Source organism: Cohnella massiliensis, assembly GCF_900169535.1.
Lineage (GTDB): Bacteria > Bacillota > Bacilli > Paenibacillales > Paenibacillaceae > Cohnella > Cohnella algarum.
Map to the genome: position 1 here is coordinate 1,649,725 of NZ_LT821259.1, position 15,706 is coordinate 1,665,430.

At 59.6% G+C, this 15,706-nt stretch carries 18 protein-coding genes; 17 read left to right on the forward strand and 1 reads right to left on the reverse strand.

Annotated elements, in window-relative coordinates:
- The 7 genes from trpD to B7E11_RS21510 all read left to right on the forward strand — a co-directional run bounded on the left by trpD (position 1) and on the right by B7E11_RS21510 (position 7,129).
- Positions 1-1,050, forward strand: coding sequence for an anthranilate phosphoribosyltransferase (gene trpD / locus B7E11_RS21480; RefSeq protein WP_080838711.1), 1,050 nt, complete (start codon positions 1-3; stop codon positions 1,048-1,050).
- Positions 1,040-1,852: an indole-3-glycerol phosphate synthase TrpC gene (trpC, locus tag B7E11_RS21485; protein ID WP_080838713.1), complete on the forward strand. Its 813-nt coding sequence runs from the start codon at positions 1,040-1,042 to the stop codon at positions 1,850-1,852. Before trpD ends, trpC begins: the two co-directional genes overlap by 11 nt.
- Complete coding sequence (locus tag B7E11_RS21490; RefSeq protein WP_281256516.1) at positions 1,849-2,631, forward strand: phosphoribosylanthranilate isomerase; 783 nt, start codon at positions 1,849-1,851, stop codon at positions 2,629-2,631. The genes trpC and B7E11_RS21490 overlap by 4 nt, the downstream gene beginning before the upstream one ends.
- Positions 2,632-2,634: 3 nt before the next feature.
- On the forward strand, positions 2,635-3,837 hold the full coding sequence (gene trpB / locus B7E11_RS21495; protein WP_080838715.1) for a tryptophan synthase subunit beta: 1,203 nt from the start codon (positions 2,635-2,637) through the stop codon (positions 3,835-3,837).
- Positions 3,834-4,667, forward strand: coding sequence for a tryptophan synthase subunit alpha (trpA, locus tag B7E11_RS21500; RefSeq protein ID WP_080838716.1), 834 nt, complete (start codon positions 3,834-3,836; stop codon positions 4,665-4,667). Before trpB ends, trpA begins: the two co-directional genes overlap by 4 nt.
- A 215-nt stretch (positions 4,668-4,882) precedes the next feature.
- A complete protein-coding gene (hisC, locus tag B7E11_RS21505) occupies positions 4,883-5,980 on the forward strand; it encodes a histidinol-phosphate transaminase (RefSeq protein WP_080838718.1) in 1,098 nt (365 codons plus the stop codon).
- A 3-nt stretch (positions 5,981-5,983) separates the two neighbouring features.
- The gene (locus B7E11_RS21510; protein WP_080838720.1) at positions 5,984-7,129 is read left to right on the forward strand and encodes a prephenate dehydrogenase; all 1,146 of its coding nucleotides are present in this window, start codon (positions 5,984-5,986) and stop codon (positions 7,127-7,129) included.
- 386 nt (positions 7,130-7,515) lie between these two features.
- On the opposite strand, the gene B7E11_RS21515 is transcribed toward B7E11_RS21510, so the two are convergent.
- Entirely contained in the window at positions 7,516-7,920 is a 405-nt protein-coding gene (locus tag B7E11_RS21515) for a hypothetical protein (protein ID WP_080838721.1), read from the reverse strand.
- A 415-nt stretch (positions 7,921-8,335) separates the two neighbouring features.
- On the opposite strand from B7E11_RS21515, the gene B7E11_RS21520 reads away from it, so the two are divergent.
- The 10 genes from B7E11_RS21520 (at position 8,336) to B7E11_RS21565 (ending at position 15,696) form a co-directional block, all read left to right on the forward strand.
- Complete coding sequence (locus tag B7E11_RS21520; protein WP_080838723.1) at positions 8,336-8,932, forward strand: RNA polymerase sigma factor; 597 nt, start codon at positions 8,336-8,338, stop codon at positions 8,930-8,932.
- A complete protein-coding gene (locus B7E11_RS21525) occupies positions 8,929-9,543 on the forward strand; it encodes a zf-HC2 domain-containing protein (protein WP_080838725.1) in 615 nt (204 codons plus the stop codon). Before B7E11_RS21520 ends, B7E11_RS21525 begins: the two co-directional genes overlap by 4 nt.
- Positions 9,540-10,139, forward strand: coding sequence for a histidine phosphatase family protein (locus tag B7E11_RS21530; RefSeq protein ID WP_245809786.1), 600 nt, complete (start codon positions 9,540-9,542; stop codon positions 10,137-10,139). The genes B7E11_RS21525 and B7E11_RS21530 overlap by 4 nt, the downstream gene beginning before the upstream one ends.
- A 108-nt stretch (positions 10,140-10,247) precedes the next feature.
- The gene (locus tag B7E11_RS21535) at positions 10,248-11,450 is read left to right on the forward strand and encodes a hypothetical protein (RefSeq protein ID WP_139787275.1); all 1,203 of its coding nucleotides are present in this window, start codon (positions 10,248-10,250) and stop codon (positions 11,448-11,450) included.
- Positions 11,451-11,571: 121 nt separating this feature from the next.
- Positions 11,572-11,751 (forward strand): IDEAL domain-containing protein, encoded by a 180-nt coding sequence (locus B7E11_RS21540; RefSeq protein ID WP_080838730.1) that lies wholly within the window; start codon positions 11,572-11,574, stop codon positions 11,749-11,751.
- 179 nt (positions 11,752-11,930) lie between these two features.
- Positions 11,931-12,893, forward strand: a complete 963-nt coding sequence (locus B7E11_RS21545) for an acetylxylan esterase (RefSeq protein WP_080838733.1) — start codon at positions 11,931-11,933, stop codon at positions 12,891-12,893.
- A 28-nt stretch (positions 12,894-12,921) separates the two neighbouring features.
- Complete coding sequence (locus B7E11_RS21550; protein ID WP_176220847.1) at positions 12,922-13,344, forward strand: DUF2487 family protein; 423 nt, start codon at positions 12,922-12,924, stop codon at positions 13,342-13,344.
- Between the two features lie 217 nt (positions 13,345-13,561).
- Positions 13,562-14,092, forward strand: coding sequence for a Rieske (2Fe-2S) protein (locus tag B7E11_RS21555; RefSeq protein ID WP_080838741.1), 531 nt, complete (start codon positions 13,562-13,564; stop codon positions 14,090-14,092).
- Positions 14,093-14,111: 19 nt separating this feature from the next.
- Positions 14,112-14,783: a menaquinol-cytochrome c reductase cytochrome b subunit gene (gene qcrB / locus B7E11_RS21560; protein WP_080838743.1), complete on the forward strand. Its 672-nt coding sequence runs from the start codon at positions 14,112-14,114 to the stop codon at positions 14,781-14,783.
- Positions 14,784-14,805: 22 nt separating this feature from the next.
- Complete coding sequence (locus B7E11_RS21565) at positions 14,806-15,696, forward strand: menaquinol-cytochrome c reductase cytochrome b/c subunit (RefSeq protein WP_080838745.1); 891 nt, start codon at positions 14,806-14,808, stop codon at positions 15,694-15,696.
- Positions 15,697-15,706 lie beyond the last annotated feature (10 nt).

The window sequence follows — 15,706 nt, forward strand, 5'->3', positions numbered from 1 at the left end:
ATGGAGACGAACACGCAAGCGATTTCGATGCCGCTCGCGCTCGCCCGGGTCGTGGGCGGCGGGGATTTGACGCTTGGCGAAGCGCGCGAGGTGATGAGCCTCATCATGAAAGGCGAAGCGACGCCGGCTCAAATCGCCGGTCTGGTCGTCGCGCTGCGGATGAAAGGCGAAACGGTCGACGAAATTACCGGCTTTGCCGAAGCGATGCGCACATTCGCCAGCCGGGTCCGCGCGGAAAGCCGCGATTTGCTCGATACGTGCGGAACGGGGGGTTCCGGCATTCATAAATTCAACATTTCCACGTCGTCCGCCGTCATTGCGGCGGCGGCCGGCGTCCGCGTGGCGAAGCACGGCAACCGCGCCATGTCCGGCAAAGCCGGCAGCGCCGACGTGCTGGAGGCGCTCGGCGTTCAGATCGGACTGACGCCGGAGCAGGCCGCCGAGTGCCTCGAACGGACGGGGATTTGCTTTATGTTCGCGCAGGCGTTCCACCCGGCGCTCAAGCATGCCGCGGTTCCGCGGAAGGAGCTGGGCGTGCGGACGATTTTCAACATGCTCGGCCCGCTGGCCAATCCGGCCGGCGCGGACCGGCAGCTGATGGGCTTGTACGACCGCTCGCGCACGGAAACGGTCGCCCGCGTGCTGGAGCGTCTCGGACTTGTTCGGGCGCTCGTCGTCGGGAGCCATGACGGACTCGACGAAATCAGCATTTCGGCGCCGACGCAAGTATCCGAGCTGAAGGACGGAACCGTGACCACGTACGATATTACCCCCGAGCAGCTGGGGCTGAAGACGGTGCCGCTCAGCGAAGTGAAGGGCGGAGACGCGCGGGAAAACGCCGCGATCATCCGCCGGGTGCTCGGCGGGGAACGGAGCGCCTACCGCGATGTCGTGCTGCTCAACGCGGGGGCCTGCATCTATGTGGCGGGGCGCGCCGATTCGCTTGCAGACGGCGTTCGGGCGGCGGCGGAAACGATCGATTCGGGCAAAGCCCAAGCGAAACTGGAGCAATGGATTGCGACGACGGGAGAAGTGAGCCATGTTTCTTGATCGAATAGTCGAAACGAAAAAAAACGAGGTCGAACTGCTGCGCGAAACGCTCGCGCTGGCGGAAGCGGAACGCGCCATTTCGGAACTTCCCGCTTGCCGCGGCTTTGAAAAAGCGTTAAGATCGGAGAATCGGCGCCGTTCCGTCGGCCTCATCGCCGAGGTGAAGAAGGCAAGTCCTTCCAAAGGGCTCATTCGCCCCGATTTCGATCCGGCGAAGCTGGCCCGCATGTACGAAACGGCCGGGACGGATTGCATCTCCGTGCTTACCGACGTCGAGTATTTTCAAGGCTCGAACGATTATTTGGCGCAGGTGCGCGAAGCGGTAAGCGTGCCGCTGCTGCGCAAGGACTTTACGATCGACGAGAGGCAAATATACGAAGCGCGCCTCGTTGGCGCCGACGCGATTTTGCTGATCGCGGCAATATTGACGAAACGCCAGCTTGCCGATTTTCACGACCTCGCCCGCGCTCTCGGGTTGGACGTGCTCGTGGAAGTGCACGACGGGGAAGAGCTGGAGACGGTGCTGGACATCGGCAAGGCGACGCTCATCGGCGTGAACAACCGCGATTTGCGCACGTTCAAGACGGATCTTGCCGTGACGGAGAGGCTCATCGCGCTGCTCCCGCCGAACGTCGTCGCGGTTAGCGAAAGCGCCATTTCAACGCCGGACGATATCGCGTTCGTTCGCGGGGCGGGCGCCCAGGCGGTGCTTGTCGGCGAGCATTTCATGAGGCAGGAAGATCCGGGCGAAGGCGTGCTCGCCTTGCTGGGACCCGTGACGAACGGGGGCGCGGCCAAGTGAGCGGCCCGGTTCGCGAAGACGCTCCCGCGGCGGCGCCCCTCGTCAAAATATGCGGCATCCGGGAAGAAGCGACGCTGCGCGGGATGAACGGACTTCCCGTCGATTACATCGGGTTCGTTTTCGCCCCGAGCCGGCGGCGGGTGACCGCCGCGCAGGCGGCGCGCCTTGCCGCGGAAGCCCGCCGCACGCGCATGGCCGGCGGATTGCCGCCTCGGATCGCCGGCGTGTTCGTCGATCCGTCGCCGGAGGAAATCGCGGCCGTCATGGCGGAGGTGCGGCTCGACGTCGTGCAGCTGCACGGCTCGGAGTCGCCGGAGCTGTGCCGCGAGGTGGCGGAGCGGTTCGGCGTCGAGGTGTGGCGCGCGCTCCCGGTCGACGAGCCGGGCGACGGCGCGGAAGCGGGTGCCGGCGGCGGCAAGGAAAGCGCCTCGGCCCGAGCTCCCGCTCCCGCCTCCGGCGAGGCCTGGCGCGGCGGCGCGGAGACGGCGGGGCCGGACCGGCTCGACGCCTATCGCGGAGCCGTATCCGCGGTATTGCTCGACACGGCGGGAGGAGGCACGGGGCGGCCGTTCCGTTGGGATCTTATTCCCGCCTATCGGAAGAAGGCGGCCGATAACGGCCTGAAGCTGTTTGTCGCGGGCGGACTCACGCCCGATAACGTGAAGGATTTGCTTGCGACGGCTCTGCCCGACGGCGTGGATATTTCCAGCGGCGTGGAGACGGACGGCGCGAAGGACAACGACAAAATCGCCGCATTCGCGGAAAGGGTGAAACTTTAGATCATGACGCAAACGCAGGTGCCGGACAGCGCCGGACGTTTCGGTTCGTTCGGCGGACGCTACGTGCCGGAAACGCTGATGAACGCGCTGTTCGAGCTTGAAGAGGCCTATCATCGCTACAAGGACGATCCGGAGTTTCTCGAGGAGCTTCGGTATTTGCTGAAGCAGTATTCCGGGCGCCCGACCCCGCTCTATTATGCGGAACGGCTGACGCAGCATCTCGGCGGAGCGAAGGTGTATTTGAAACGCGAGGATTTGAACCACACCGGAGCCCATAAGATCAACAATACGATCGGACAGGCGCTGCTGGCCAAACGGATGGGCAAGAAAAAAATCATCGCCGAAACCGGAGCCGGCCAGCACGGAGTCGCTTCTGCGACCGTCGCGGCGCTGCTCGGTCTCGAGTGCAAGGTGTTCATGGGCGAGGAAGACACGAAGCGCCAGCAGCTCAACGTATTCCGGATGCAGTTGCTCGGTTCGGAAGTCGTCCCCGTCACAAGCGGAACGCGGACGCTCAAGGACGCGTGCAACGAAACGCTGCGCTATTGGGTCAGCCATGTGGACGATACGTATTACATTCTCGGATCCGTGACGGGACCGCACCCGTATCCGATGATGGTGCGCGATTTTCAGCGCGTCATCGGGCTGGAAACGAAGGACCAGATGCTCGAAACCGAGGGCCGTCTGCCCGACGCGATCGTGGCGGCGGTCGGCGGCGGCAGCAACGCGATGGGCATCTTCCACCCGTTCGTGGACGATGCGTCCGTTCGCCTGATCGGGGTCGAGGCGGCCGGGCGCGGGGTCGACACCGAGGAACACGCGGCGACGATGACCAAGGGGCGGCCGGGCGTTTTCCAAGGCTCGATGAGCTACGTGCTGCAGGACGAAGGCGGCCAGGTGCTGCCCGCGCACTCGATTTCGGCGGGGCTGGACTATCCCGGCATCGGGCCGGAGCATTCGTACCTGAAGGATACGAACCGCGCCGAATACGTGCCGATTACCGACGCCGAGGCGCTCGAAGCGCTCCAGCTGCTGTCCAGGCTGGAAGGCATCATTCCGGCGCTGGAATCCGCGCATGCAGTCGCGCATACGCTGAAGCTGGCTCCGACGATGGGCAAGGACGAAACGATCGTCGTCAGCCTATCCGGACGGGGAGACAAAGACGTAGAATCGATCATGCAGTACCTGGGAGGTGCCGAATCGTGAGCGTAGCGACGACGAACGCCATCGACGCTGTGTTCGCCGAACTGAAGGCGAAAGGCGAGACGGCGATCATTCCGTTTCTGACGATGGGAGATCCGGACCTCGAAACGTCCGTCTCCCTCGTCCAGGCGGCGGAAGCGGCCGGCGCGCATATGATCGAGCTCGGCGTCCCGTACTCCGATCCGCTGGCCGACGGTCCGGTCATCCAGCGGGCTTCGGAGCGGGCCCTGAGGCACAGCGTTTCCCTCGCCGACTGCATGTCCGTCGCGGCGAAGGCGCGCGAACGCGGCGTCGGCATGCCCTTCATTCTGTTTACTTATTTCAACCCGGTGCTGCAATTCGGCCTCGACCGCTTCTTCGAGCAGTTGAAGGCGAACGATTTCAGCGGCGTCATCATTCCGGATTTGCCGCTCGAAGAGGACGAGGAAACGAGGCAAAAGGCGGAGGCGGCCGGCATTCATCTCATTCCGCTCGTCGCGCCGACGTCGGACGCCCGGGTCGAGCGCATTGCGGCGCGGGCTCGCGGCTTCGTCTACTGCGTTTCCTCGCTCGGCGTTACCGGCGTCCGGTCGGAATTTTATTCGGGGATCGACAAGTTTCTGGCGACGGTGCGGGGCGCGGCAAACGTGCCGATCTGCGTCGGCTTCGGCATCTCGTCCCGCGAGCAGGTGGAGCAGCTGTCGTCGTCGTGCGACGGCGTCATTGTCGGCAGCGCCATCGTCCGCAAAGTGGAAGAAGCGCTGCCGCTGCTGACGGCTGCGGAAGCCGGCAAGCGCCGCGAAGGACTGGAAGCCGTGCAGGCGTTCATCGCCGGCTTGAAGCCGCGGAGCTGAGTCGCCTCGCTGCGGAAATAGAAGAAACGAATCGGGCTTGCGCAGTCGGCGCAGGCCCGATTTTCGATCCGGCCGGCCGAATTTCGGAGCGGCCGATTCCCCCCTTGGCATCTGTACAGGGGTTGCGCAATGTGTCAAAATAGAAGCATATCGCACGTCGGAGCGCGCAGCGCTCTTTTTCAATGTCACAAAAGCGGAAATCAGGAGGAACCCCGATGCAACCCAAACCGAATATCGTCCATTTGCCGGTTTACCAGCCCGGCAAGCCTGTCGAAGAAGTCAAGCGCGAGCTTGGACTGACCGAAGTCATCAAGCTCGCTTCCAACGAAAACCCGTTCGGCAGCTCGCCGGCGGCGCTCGAAGCGATTAAAAACGAGCTGGGCAACATCAGCATTTATCCGGACGGGGCAGCCGTGGAGCTGACCGCCGCCCTGGCCCAATATTTGAACGTCGACCCGGATCAAATCATTCTCGGCTGCGGTTCGGACGAAGTGATTCTGATGATCGCCCGCGCGTTTCTGCTTCCGGGGGACGAGACGATCGCGGCCGATCAGACGTTCCCGCAATACAAGCACAACGTCGAGATCGAAAACGGCGTGTTCGTCGAGGTCCCGCTTCGCGAAGGCACGCACGATCTGAAAGCGATGCTCGACAAAGTGAACGACAAGACGAAAATCGTCTGGATCTGCAACCCGAACAACCCGACCGGAACGATCGTCACCCAGGACGAAGTCGAATGGTTTTTGTCCAAAGTGCCGCAAAGCGTCATGGTCGTGCTGGACGAAGCGTACTGCGAATATATCGACGATCCGGAATTCCCGGACGGCCTCGCCCTGCTGAAAAAGTATCCCAACCTCGTGCTGCTTCGCACGTTCTCGAAAATTTACGGGCTGGCTTCGCTTCGCATCGGATACGGCATCGGACGCGCGGAGGTGATCCGTTCGATCAACCAGGTGCGCGAACCGTTCAACACGTCGCGATTCGGGCAAGCCGCCGCGCTCGCGGCGCTGCAGGACCAAGCGTTCATCGACGGCTGCCGGAAGGCCAACAAGGAAGGGCTCGCTTACCTGCGGTCGGAATTCGACCGGCTGGGTCTGTCCGCGTTTCCCGCTTACGGCAACTTTATTATGGTCGATGTGGGGCACCCGGCAGGCGAGGTGTTCGACGCGCTGCTGCGCAAAGGGATTATCGTTCGCGCCGGCCACAAGAAATATCCGACGCACCTGCGCATAACCGTAGGCAGCGCCGAGCAAAACGCGAAAGTCGTCGCCGCGCTGGAAACCGTTCTCCAACAATTCGGGGCGCGGGTGTAGCGAATGGCGGCGGATCTCGACGGCTTTATCCAACAAGGGGAAACAACCGCCCCGCCGAAAATCCGCATCGCCGTTTTCGGCGTCGGACTGATCGGGGGCTCGCTTGCGCTGTGCTGGAAGGGAAAGCCGGGGTATGAAATCGTCGGACATTCGATCAACCCGGCTTCGGTTCGAAAATACGAGCGGCTCGGAGTGGTCGACGTCGGCACGACGTCGATCGCCGAAGCGGCTGCGGATGCGGACTTTATTTTTCTGTGCGTGCCGGTCGGACGCCTGAACGATTATATCGAACAGTTGGCGAAGCTGCCGCTGAAGCCCGGCTGCGTCATCACCGACGTCGGCAGCACGAAGGCGTCCGTCGTCGCGTTCGCCGAGCGGCTTGAGCTTGGCGGCGCGGCTTTCATCGGCGGCCATCCGATGGCCGGATCGGAGCGCAGCGGCGTCGAGGCGGCGTCGCCCGACCTGTTCGAGAACGCCTACTACGTGTTGACGCCAACGGATCGGACGCCGAGCGGGGCGCTGGAACGGCTGGAGGAGCTGCTGCGCTGGACCCGGGCGAAAATCGTGAAAACGGACTCCAAGATGCACGACGACATTGTCGGCGCCATCAGCCATTTGCCGCATATTATTGCGGTTGCGCTCGTGAACCAGATCGCCGCCTACAACGATTCGAACGATCTGTACCGCAGCCTGGCGGCGGGCGGCTTCCGCGACATTACCCGCATCGCTTCGAGCGATCCGACGATCTGGCGCGATATTTTGCTCAACAACAAGGAAGTGCTGTTGAAGCTGCTGGACGATTGGCGGCTTGGCATCGACAAGTTCGCGGCGCTGCTCGAAGCCGGGGACGGAGACGGAGTAGCGGAACAGTTCCGCAGCGCCGGGGCGTTTCGCAACCAGCTTCCCGAACGGCGCAAGGGCATGATTTCTTCGCTGCACGAATGCTATGTCAACGTTCCCGACCAGCCGGGAATCATCGGCAAAATCGCGACCGAGCTCGGCCAGGAGAAAATCAATCTGAGCAATCTGCATATCATCGAGAGCCGCGAGGACGTTCCCGGCGTATTGCGCCTGTCGTTCCGGCAGCAGGACGATCTCGACCGAGCGGTCGGACTGCTTCGATCGCTTGGGCATGAAGTGTTTTTCTGAAAATAAGCGGCGCCGCCTCCGGATCGGGGAGATTCGGGCGGGCCGCTTTTTCTGTCGTATGGGATAAGTTTAAGTCCTTCGCGTCCTTAAGAGGCGTATGCGGGAGCCTTAAGGGAAGGCGGAGGGGGCGTTCAAGCGGAGGGATTCGGAGGGGGACCGTCCAAGCGAAGGAAGGAGCATCCAAGCGGAGGGAGGCCTATGTTGGATTTCGTCCAATCAAGGGAGCGGAAAACGAGGAAATCGTTGCCTAGAGTGGATTATATCCAATGAGGGACTCGGAATTTGGACAAAAACGCTAATAAGGCCTCGCCAGATTGGACAAAATCCAACGAAGCCGAAATGTATCTCAAAAAAGCCGAATTAGGTTGGATAAAATCCAACCAAGCTTAGGCGAACCCATTTGCGTCATCCCCGGCCAATCCTGCATCCTCCGTCCAATCCCGCATACTCCTGCCCATTCCTGCATTACCCTCGTTCGAATCCTCGCCAGGAATACGGCCAAGTGCCAGTCGCTGCCTTCTCTCGTACAATTGCCCGTAATCCCCGTTCGCGAGCGGAGGAAGTCTGAACGCGAATAACGCATAATCGTGACGCAAGCCCGACGTATTCGAGACTTCGGTCGCGTTCCATCCCATTACAGGGTGTGAAATCATACCGTCGAGAAGATCCAATTGCCAACGAAAAAAATCGTGCAACAAATCAAGGCTTGCGAACGTTTTATGGTTAAGGAATAACTTTTCTATTGCGCTTCCCGCATTACCCGGGATATTCGGAATCACGGCATGCGTCATAAGGCCGCCCATTGGATCACAAACAAAAAACGCCACTCAAGGAGTGGCGCGAGCGTTACGTCGAACGCTCAGATATTGGATAGGAGTGGAGAGAAACCATACTGTACTTTTATTATATGTATCCGTTTTCATTTTGTCAATAAGCGTTTTCATTATTTTTGAAGCGTTTTCGAAATTTTTATTGCGACATTCGCTTCAAGGACCTCGAATCGGTTCCATTCGCCAAAAAAGCATTTTTAGAATTTTTTAAGCTTTGCGCTCTTCGCGGTGTGTTACAATAGCAAATAGCCTATGTAAAATAATGGGGTTGTGTGGAAGATGCGCGCTTCGCGCAACTTTTTCGTTTATGGCCGGTATATTGGTATAAGCCGGCTGCAAGCGAATCCCTGCACAAGAGGGGAGGCTCGCAGGGTCGATGACCGATTCGCAACTGATTCGGGAAATCAAGGACGGAAACGTTGAACTTTATTCGGAATTAATGACGCGTTACCAGAAGAAGATTCTTTCATTTATATACCATATGCTGCGCAGCGCCAAGCTGGAGCTGCTCGCGGAAGACTTGTGCTCCGAAACGTTTTACAAAGCGTACCGCAGCTTGCACTCGTTTCGGGAAGTGGACGCTTCGTTCGCGACCTGGCTGTATACGATCGCGCGAAACACCGTTCTGAGCGAGCTTCGGAAGCAGAAGGCCACCCACATGTCGCTGGACGACTCCGCATACATACCCGCCGCTCCTCCGGAGGCGACCCCGGAAATGGCTCTTTTGCGAAACGAGAAAGTGTTGAAGGTGCGGGAAGCGATCAACAATTTGCCGGAGAAGCAGCGTTCCGCTCTCATTCTACGCGAGTACGAAGGCATGGACTATCAAGAAATCGCGGGCATATTGGGACAGACGGTGAGCGCCGTCAAATCGTTGCTCTTTCGGGCCAGGGCCAGCGTCAAGACGCAAATGGAATCTTATTTTAGCGAGCCGGTTCTGCTGAAGGATATTGAGGAGATGAAATCGCGATGAAGACCGGGTGCGATCTGATACGATTGAAATTCAGCGATTACTGCGAAGGATCCGCCTCCGAATCGGAGCGGCGCCAGGTCGAGGAGCATTTAAGCTCTTGCGCCTGCTGCTTCGAGGAATATCGACTCTGGGAGGAAAGCGCCAGCCTGATCCGGTCGCTGCCGATGGACGAGGAATTCGAGAATTATTTGGAAAAATCGGTTAACCTCGAGGAAATGAACCGCAACGTCATGAACCGGATTTACGCCGAGCAAAATTGGTTCATGCCCGCCGTGCAGCGCTCTTACGCATTCGGAAGGGCGTTCCGCATCCGGGTCGCCGGATTGCTTGCCTCCCTGCTGGCCGTGTTCGCCTGCGGGTTTCTGTACGTGCTCGCGGATCGCATGATGTCTTCCGATACCGGCAGGACGGGCGTCATGGAAACGGCCTCCGCGTTTTCCGTCGCCAGCCCGGGTTCCCGCTTGTCCGTCGACGTGCCGGTGGCAAGCTTGAGCGACCCGATCGTGCTTCACGCATCGCCCGCCTATCCCGAATATTGGATCGCTCTGTCGCTGCTCGGCGTCGTCATGACGCTTCTGGTGCTGAACTGGTTCACGAGGGTGCGGACATGAACGCCTGCATGCGGATGGGTTGGGTACGGCACGGGCTTACCGCCTGGAACAAGGCCGGGAAAATTCAAGGCACGACGGACATTCCGCTTAGCGCCGTCGGAGAGATGCAAGCCCAAAGGCTGGCGGACCGGCTGCTCCGGGAGAAAGGCTTGTGGAACGGCGTCGTCAGCAGCGATTTGAAACGCGCCGCCAAAACCGGGCAGATTTTGTCCGACCGGCTTGGCATTCCCTTTTTGACCGACCCTCGCCTGAAGGAAAGAAGCTTCGGCCAAGCCGAAGGCACGACGGAGGCCGAACGGATCGAACGCTGGGGGCCCGACTGGCGCAGGCGCGTTCCCGATCAGGAGACGGACGGCAGCGTCCGCGAACGCGGCCTTGCGTTCGTCGAGCAGTTTACCGCGAGCCACCCTGGCGAGAATTGGTTGGTCGTGACGCACGGCAGCTTTTTGGCGCAAATGCTGCAGACGCTGATCGCGGACGCCGGCGACGGCCATATCGCGAATTTGTCCTTGACCGTTCTGGAGAGGCGGGAGGACGGATGGATTCCCCTGCTTCACAATTGTACGGCTCATTTGCGCGACGATTTCCATGAATAACGAGCGAGCGGCTTTCGGGCTGCCGCTCGTTTTTTGTTGGCCGGACGTTTAAACGGCGCGAAATCCACCGATAATGGCATATAAATCCTCCGGAAACGGGGAATGCCGATGAATTTAGCGGATATGCTCACCTATGCCGACATCGAGCAATTGACGCGCATTGCCGAAACGTATGGCTGCGAAACGAGCAGCCACTCGAAGCACGAGTTGATCCAATCGATTTTGTCGACGGCGCAAAGACGGGATGCAATCGCGCAAAGGGTGGACGGAATGAGCGAGGAAGACTTGCGGCTTCTGAATTCGCTTCTGTTCGAGCCCAGGGAGCTGTACAGCCTGGAAGATTTGACGGCCAGGGCTTTGTGGACGGCATCCGATACGAATGCCCGGGCGTCCGTGCCGGCGGCGGAACCCGCGGCTGTCAAGACGGCTCCGGCGCCGAAAGGGCGCGCTTCGAAATCCGGAAGCGGCCGCCGAAAAGGGAAAGCGGCGAGCGAGGCGCCTCCCGAACCCGATCATTCGGCCCGGCAGGCAATCGCCAGGTTCAAGCGGTTCGGATGGCTGTTCAACGGTTTTACGCAGCATACCCGTTACATGTTCCAGGTGCCGGAAGACGTCAAAAGCCGGCTTGCCGACGTTCTGGACGAGCGGTTTCGCAATCGGCTGGACGTCCGCGAAGAGCCCGGCGTCTACCGGGACGAGCGGAACCTGCTATGCGAGGATGCCGTTCTGTTTTTGCGCTACGTGCGCGATCACGACATTTTGCTGACCTCGGAAGGCTATCTGTACAAAAGGCAGCTCGGACAGCTGCTCGAGTCTTTGTCCGTAACGGAAGCTTTGCCGGGAAAAACCGCTTGGCGATTCGGGTACGGGCGCCGTTTTCGGGAATATCCCGAGCGATTCTCGCTTCTCTACGATTTTTGCTGCCAGGAAAATTGGGTAAGGGAAAGCGGGGAGAGACTGGAATTAACGGAGGCGGGGCAGCTTGCGGCGGGCGGCGGACGGCCGATCGAACCGGCGGAGATGTATCGTTTCTGGCTGCGGAGCTACCGGGGGCCGATTCCGAACGTGCTGCCTTTGGCCCAATGGACGATGCGTCTGGCGGCGGATTGGACGACGACGGCATCGCTCGCGTCCGTGCTGCTTCCGCTCGTTCGTCCCTACTATTACGATACGGCGGAAGACGTGCTGCACTTGCGGATTTTGAAAATGATGATGCATCTGGGCCTGCTGCGGTGGGGAGAGACGAACGACGGGGTGCCGCTCGTTCGGCTGACGCCTATCGGAAAAAGCGCGATGAAAGAAAAGGTTTAGATTTAACCAATATCGAGGATCGGCAAGGGGCTATTGACCTGAACGGAGACGGCAGCGATGAATATGCTTTAAGGGGAGCCGACAGATAGAGCCCTATCGCCGGATTTTGGAGGTGCAACCGATGGACATGAAAATCGCCTATGAGACAATGCTCGGGTTGGAGGCGGAGATGGTCCTTGACGAAGCGCTGCGAAAATACCGGATGGCAAAAATCTACGAGGCAATTGACGCGGCGCTTGTCCAAGGGGATGCCGAATCGTTTCGGCGCCTGACTGACGAATTGAAGGCAATTCAACCGTAATGCCGACGGACGATCCTTCCAGCTTTCCCGATACGGCCCGACCTCCCGGCCGCCGCCACGCGCGGCGGATCGGGAGGTTGTTTGTTTCGAAAAAGAAAACGCTTTTCTGCGGGCGGAATTTGCAGTAGGATGAAGAAAGGAGGATTTTACCGTTAAATAAGAGGAAGGAATGAACGAACTTGCCGCTGCTCGACATGCCGCTAAGCCAATTGCAGGCGTACGAAGGGAGAAATCCGAAGCCTTCCGATTTTGACGCCTATTGGGACCGGGCGCTCGCCGAAATGCGCGCGACGGACCCTCAATTGAAGCTGGTCCCGGCCCGCTTTCAAGTGCCTTTTGCCGAATGCTTCGATCTTTACTTTACGGGCGTTCGCGGTGCCCGAATCCATGCCAAGTACGCAAGGCCGAAAAACGCGCCCTCGCCGCACCCCGCCGTCGTTCAATTCCACGGCTATTCGGGACATGCCGGAGATTGGGTATCCAAGCTCGGCTACGCCGCGTTGGGCTTTTCCGTCGCGGCGATGGACGTGCGCGGCCAGGGCGGGCAGTCCGAGGATGCGGGAGGCGTCAAGGGAAATACGCTGCGGGGCCATATTATCCGCGGGGTCGACGACGATCCGGACAACCTGCTGTTCCGTCATGTTTTTCTGGATGCGGCGCAGCTTGCCGGCATCGTCATGGAATTGCCGGAAGTGGACGGCGGCCGCGTCGCCGCGATGGGAGCGTCCCAAGGCGGAGGGCTGACGCTCGCGTGCGCGGCGCTGGAGCCGCGGATCGCCAAGCTCGCGCCGATCTATCCGTTTTTGAGCGATTATCGGCGCGTTTGGGAGATGGACCTGGCCAAGGACGCCTACGAAGAGCTCAAAACGTATTTCCGTCTGTTCGATCCGCTGCATGAGCGGGAGAACGAATTTTTCGAGCGGCTCGGCTACATCGACGTCCAGCATCTCGCTTCGCGGATCCGCGGGGACGTGCTGATGGCGGTCGGGCTGATGGATTCGATTACGCCGCCTTCGACTCAATTCGCGGCCTACAACAAAATTACGGCCCCCAAGCAGCTGGCGGTCTATCCGGATTTCGGGCACGAGGGCCTGCCGGGAATCGACGAAAAGATCATGACCTTTTTCGGCTCGCTGCTCTAAAACGTTATGCAAAGGAAGAATGCACGGCATGAAATTCAGTGAATTCGATTCGCTTACCTGGCCGGGGCTGCAAATGTACTTCGATACATGCCTGCTCCCGGTAACCGGCCTTACCGGAAGGGAGACGCCGGCGGAAATGACGGACAAGGCGGCGGCCGTCGGGGACTGGCTGTCCCCGCTCGAAACGGCGTTCAAAGGCCGGGCCGTCACGCTGCCCGCGTATCATTATTTCGACGCGGAAGCGTCGGCCGACGGGGAGCTTCTGGAGCGGCGCTGCGATGCGCTTAAGGCCGCCGGCTTCCGCTTCGTCGTGGTCGTTTCCGGAACGGCGGGCTTGCTGAAGGCATTGCCGGCCTCGGCCGATTTGCTCGTTCAGCCCGCCCGTCCGGAAGAGAGGCCCGATGCGGAAGCGATCTGCAGGCCGGTCGCAGCCCTGTGGAAAGACGCATAATTTTCCACGTTTGGGGAATACCAATTACCGTCTCCACAAGTCCGACAAATGTGACAAATTTGAAACATTTTTGACCTGCGTTTTCACACAAGCCGGTTATTCGTCTTGGCAATTGTTGACGCCCCCATATGCGTGTACTATTATAAATTATGTCTTGTGAACAGTAAGGCAATGTCCATGGTGGACAGCGACATTGGTGGGCAAAGGGGGTAGAACAATGGAACATAACGAGCAGCACGAGGCCGCGCATAAGCCGATCAAACGCCAGGAAATGACAAGACGTCAATTTCTGTCCTATACGCTGGGCGGCGCGACCGCATTTATGGCCGGCGGCGCCATCCTTCCGATGCTTCGTTTCGCCGTCGATCCGCTTCTCCAGAAGAAAACGGAAACCGGCTTCGTGAAGGTCGTCGAAGAAGCCAAGGTGACGCAGGATCCGCAAAAGATTTCGTTCAAGATCCATCAGGTGGACGGATGGTACGAGAGCGATCCGCAGTTGGAAGCGTACATCGCGAAAGGCAACGACAACAAGATCTTTGCGCTGTCGCCGGTGTGCAAGCACTTGGGGTGCACGATCAGCTGGGGCACGGAGAAGCCGGACGAATATCACTGTCCTTGTCACGGGGCACGGTATACGAAAGACGGCAAAAATCTGGCGGTAGCGCCCAAGGCGCTCGACGAGTACGAGGTCAAGATCGAAAACGGGTGGGTGTACCTCGGACCGCTAGTATCGAATACGCGCACGTAGAAGGAGGGCGTTTCGTCCCATGTTTAAAAGCATGTATAACTGGATTGACGAGCGTCTCGACGTTACGCCGTTGTGGCGCGATATCGCGGACCACGAGGTGCCGGAGCACGTCAACCCGGCGCATCACTTCTCCGCATTCGTCTATTGCTTCGGCGGATTGACGTTCTTCATTACCGTCATCCAAATCCTTTCGGGGATGTTTCTGACCATGTATTATGTGCCGGACATTATCAACGCTTACTACAGCGTCGATTACCTCCAGCATCAGGTAGCCTTCGGCGCGATCGTCCGGGGCATGCACCACTGGGGAGCGAGTCTGGTTATCGTTATGATGTTCCTACATACCCTTCGCGTATTTTTCACCGGTTCTTACAAAGCGCCGCGCGAAATGAACTGGGTCGTCGGAATGCTCATTTTCTTCGTCATGCTGGGCCTTGGCTTCACGGGCTATTTGCTGCCGTGGGACAACAAGGCGTACTTCGCGACCAAGGTCGGCATGGAAATCGCCGGTTCGGTTCCTTGGATCGGCGGGTACATCAAGGAGTTGCTGGCTGGGGGCACGATCGTCGGCGCGCAAACGCTCACGCGTTTCTTCGCGATCCACGTCTTCTTCCTGCCGGGCCTGCTGCTTACGCTGCTAGCTGCGCACTTCTTCATGATTCGAAAACAGGGCATCTCCGGGCCGCTGTAAGAAAGAGGGGAGTGGCAAGCTTATGGCACACGGACACGGATCCAAATCCGATGAAAAAGTCGTTTATATCGGCGATTCCCGCATTCGCAAGGGCAAGGGCTTTCAGACGCCTCCGGACTATACGGCTTTCCCCGGAAAGTCCGAAGCGTTCATCCCGAACTTCCTGCTCAAGGAATGGATGGCCGGCGTCGTCGTTCTGGTCGGCTTTCTCGTTCTGACGATCGCTCATCCGGCTCCGCTCGGTTACCCGGCGGATCCGATGAACGGATCGTTCATCCCGATGCCGGACTGGTACTTTCTGTTTATTTACCAGCTGCTCAAGTATCATTATGCATCCGAAAGCTACATCGTGCTCGGCACGATCGGGATTCCGGGGATCGCGTTCGGAGCTCTGCTCCTCGCGCCGTTTCTCGATACCGGCAAGGAGCGCCGCTTCTACCGCCGTCCGATCGCTTCCTCGCTGATGATCGTTTCGCTGGTCGCCTGCGTATACCTGACCTGGGTATCCTGGGATCACTACCAGCATGAACTCGAGAAAAACGGCGTCGTCCCCGAGCATATCGAACGCGAGGAGAAATCGCGCGAATCGATCGAACAGGGCAAGGGGCGTTTTATCGCCGGCAAGGAGAACGTCGTGGCGCTCGTCAATCCCGACGATCCCGCGTTCAGCATCATGCAGGAAGCGCAATGCATCGCCTGCCACGGCGCGGAGCTCGAAGGCGGAGGCGCGCCGTCGCTTCGCGGCATCGGCGACACGATGTCGAAGGAAGAGCTCGTCGACATCATCACGAACGGCGCGGGCGAAGGCGCGATGCCGGCGTTCGGGCAAGAGAACGGCGGAACGCTTACCGCGGACCAAATCGACCAAATCGCCACCTGGCTTTCGACGCAGAAGGCCGAAGCGGCGGAATAAAGACGAACCA

Excerpts from the sequence above, each read along its gene's own strand:
- trpB (WP_080838715.1), top strand. The coding sequence starts at position 2,635 with ATGACGCAAACGCAGGTGCCGGACAGCGCCGGACGTTTCGGTTCGTTC.
- trpD (WP_080838711.1), top strand. The coding sequence starts at position 1 with ATGGAGACGAACACGCAAGCGATTTCGATGCCGCTCGCGCTCGCCCGG.
- B7E11_RS21525 (WP_080838725.1), top strand. The coding sequence starts at position 8,929 with ATGAAGACCGGGTGCGATCTGATACGATTGAAATTCAGCGATTACTGC.
- B7E11_RS21515 (WP_080838721.1), bottom strand. The coding sequence starts at position 7,920 with ATGACGCATGCCGTGATTCCGAATATCCCGGGTAATGCGGGAAGCGCA.
- B7E11_RS21555 (WP_080838741.1), top strand. The coding sequence starts at position 13,562 with ATGGAACATAACGAGCAGCACGAGGCCGCGCATAAGCCGATCAAACGC.
- qcrB (WP_080838743.1), top strand. The coding sequence starts at position 14,112 with ATGTTTAAAAGCATGTATAACTGGATTGACGAGCGTCTCGACGTTACG.
- B7E11_RS21550 (WP_176220847.1), top strand. The coding sequence starts at position 12,922 with ATGAAATTCAGTGAATTCGATTCGCTTACCTGGCCGGGGCTGCAAATG.
- B7E11_RS21535 (WP_139787275.1), top strand. The coding sequence starts at position 10,248 with ATGAATTTAGCGGATATGCTCACCTATGCCGACATCGAGCAATTGACG.
- trpC (WP_080838713.1), top strand. The coding sequence starts at position 1,040 with ATGTTTCTTGATCGAATAGTCGAAACGAAAAAAAACGAGGTCGAACTG.
- B7E11_RS21520 (WP_080838723.1), top strand. The coding sequence starts at position 8,336 with ATGACCGATTCGCAACTGATTCGGGAAATCAAGGACGGAAACGTTGAA.
- hisC (WP_080838718.1), top strand. The coding sequence starts at position 4,883 with ATGCAACCCAAACCGAATATCGTCCATTTGCCGGTTTACCAGCCCGGC.
- B7E11_RS21540 (WP_080838730.1), top strand. The coding sequence starts at position 11,572 with ATGGACATGAAAATCGCCTATGAGACAATGCTCGGGTTGGAGGCGGAG.
- B7E11_RS21510 (WP_080838720.1), top strand. The coding sequence starts at position 5,984 with ATGGCGGCGGATCTCGACGGCTTTATCCAACAAGGGGAAACAACCGCC.
- B7E11_RS21565 (WP_080838745.1), top strand. The coding sequence starts at position 14,806 with ATGGCACACGGACACGGATCCAAATCCGATGAAAAAGTCGTTTATATC.
- B7E11_RS21530 (WP_245809786.1), top strand. The coding sequence starts at position 9,540 with ATGAACGCCTGCATGCGGATGGGTTGGGTACGGCACGGGCTTACCGCC.